This is a genomic window from Candidatus Cloacimonadota bacterium, assembly GCA_011372345.1.
Taxonomy (GTDB): Bacteria; Cloacimonadota; Cloacimonadia; order Cloacimonadales; family TCS61; genus DRTC01.
Map to the genome: position 1 here is coordinate 1 of DRTC01000385.1, position 2080 is coordinate 2080.

The 2080-nt window shown below is 38.9% G+C and carries 5 protein-coding genes; all 5 read left to right on the forward strand.

What is annotated here, in order from left to right:
• Positions 1-35 precede the first annotated feature (35 nt).
• Positions 36-488, forward strand: a complete 453-nt coding sequence (locus tag ENL20_07530) for a Na+/H+ antiporter subunit D (protein ID HHE38410.1) — start codon at positions 36-38, stop codon at positions 486-488.
• On the forward strand, positions 481-741 hold the full coding sequence (locus tag ENL20_07535; protein ID HHE38411.1) for a cation:proton antiporter: 261 nt from the start codon (positions 481-483) through the stop codon (positions 739-741). Before ENL20_07530 ends, ENL20_07535 begins: the two co-directional genes overlap by 8 nt.
• On the forward strand, positions 738-1067 hold the full coding sequence (locus ENL20_07540; protein HHE38412.1) for a monovalent cation/H(+) antiporter subunit G: 330 nt from the start codon (positions 738-740) through the stop codon (positions 1065-1067). The genes ENL20_07535 and ENL20_07540 overlap by 4 nt, the downstream gene beginning before the upstream one ends.
• A 319-nt stretch (positions 1068-1386) precedes the next feature.
• Positions 1387-1638 (forward strand): DUF4040 domain-containing protein, encoded by a 252-nt coding sequence (locus ENL20_07545; protein HHE38413.1) that lies wholly within the window; start codon positions 1387-1389, stop codon positions 1636-1638.
• A partial coding sequence (locus ENL20_07550) for a sodium:proton antiporter (protein ID HHE38414.1) occupies positions 1635-2080 on the forward strand: 446 nt, incomplete at its 3' end. The genes ENL20_07545 and ENL20_07550, both read left to right, overlap by 4 nt.

Here is a 2080-nt window from a genome sequence, read left to right on the forward strand (position 1 = left end):
CCTTAAAACAGGGAATTTTGCTCTTTTTATTTTTAATGATTTTCTGGGTTCTGTTAACAGGATTTCAGATACAGGAATTAATTACCGGTTCAGTTGTAGCTCTTATTGTGACTCTGATCTTTCTGCAAAAATCGCATCTTTTCTCTGAAATCAGATTTTCTCCGAAATCTATTTTTTTCAGTTTGGTCTATATTCTTGTTTTCTTAAAAGAATTGATAAAATCCAATCTTGATGTTGCATTCAGAGTGTTGAATCCTAAATTACCGATAAAGCCCGGAATTGTCAGGATCAGAACAAAACTGAAATCCAGGTTGGGGCGAATTATTTTAGCAAATTCCATAACCCTGACTCCCGGAACTCTGACCGTTGAAACCCGCGATGATACTTTCTATATTCACTGGATCGATGTTTCAGCCAGAAATATTGAAGAGTCAACGCAAGTAATCGTATCAAAATTTGAAAAATACCTGGAGGTGATCTTTGGTTGAAATAATCTTAAATATATCGTTTGGCATCACCATCGTTGCCTTGCTTTTAGCATTTATCAGGATGATCATCGGACCAACGGTTGCAGATAGAGTTGTTTCTCTCGATGTGATGACCATTATTTCCATCTCGATCATCGTTTATATCGGATCGCTTGCCGGCAGGATCATTTATCTCGATGTTGCAATGGTCTATGCTTTGATCAGTTTTCTGGGAGTCGTAGCTGTTGCTCGTTATCTGGAGAGAGGTTTATAATGGAAATCATCGGAGCGATCATAACTCTTATCGGTGCTTTTTTCCTACTGCTCGCAGCTCTCGGTCTATTTAGAATGCCGGATGTTTATAACCGAATGCAGGCAGGAACAAAAGCAACAACTATGGGCACGATCTTATTTTTAATAGGTCTCTCGATCAGTCATATTAAATGCACCTGCATTCCGAAGATCATAATTTTGATCCTTTTCATCATCTTCACTAATCCGATATCATCTCATGCTCTGGCTCGAGCGGCTCATTTTATGGGAATTCCTCTGACTAAGAAAACAATCAAAGACTCTCTCGCAGAAGACGAGAAAAATTGAAGATTTAATAAAACCTTGCGAATGGTTTCCCACAGAGGATGTCTTTCAAATCGACCTTCGCAATAGTTGGAACTGAATATCTAATCTTAATTGTTGAAGAAAAAAGAATGTCCAATATCGAACAAGGAATGATGAATGATGAATGATGAATGATGAAGAAAAAAAAGAATATCGAATGATGATTGTTGATTGAAGAATGATGAAGAAAAATAAAAAAACCTTGCGAATGGTCGCAGACCTTCGCAATAAGTGACTTTTCACGACCATTACGGAAGTTTCGTTCCTCAACCATCCGTAAGTTCTTTGAAGGAGAATCCGAATGACCCTTTTTCTCATAATATTTTTAGGAATAATAATGATAGTCGCTGCTTTGATGGCGATCTATTTTAAAAGTCTGGTTTCTGCTGTGATCAGTGCCGGAGTCATCAGTCTGCTTGCCAGTATCCTGTATCTCATTTTGGCTGCTCCAGATGTTGCGATGACGGAAGCTGCCATCGGTTCGGGACTAACAACGGTTGTCTTCCTTTATGCAATCAATCGCATTAGAAATGACAAAAGGACGGAAAAATGATCAAACGAGTTTTCACTTTTATCGTTATTGTTTTCCTGATTTATCTGTTGCTTCCTCTGATCACGGAATATAAATCCGCAACTGAATTGAACCGTCTATCAGAAAAATATGTCAAAGATGGTCCTGCTGAACTGGGTGGAGCAAATCTCGTTACTTCGATTATCGTAACTTATCGAGGTCTCGATACTCTGGGAGAGGTCACGGTTCTCTTTATTGCTACTGCCGGCATTGGATTCCTGCTCCGAAGAAAGCAGAAAAACCGAATTATCCAAAAAAGAGATTCTTCCGAGATCTTGAAAACAGGAGCATCCTTTCTCCTGCCTTTGATATTCTTATTCGGAGCATATATCTTTATTCACGGACATCTAACTCCGGGCGGAGGTTTTCAGGGCGGAGTTGTGATCGCTTCCGGAATTTTATTATTAATGCTTTCAGATATTTC

Excerpts from the sequence above, each read along its gene's own strand:
- ENL20_07530 (HHE38410.1), top strand. The coding sequence starts at position 36 with ATGATTTTCTGGGTTCTGTTAACAGGATTTCAGATACAGGAATTAATT.
- ENL20_07545 (HHE38413.1), top strand. The coding sequence starts at position 1,387 with ATGACCCTTTTTCTCATAATATTTTTAGGAATAATAATGATAGTCGCT.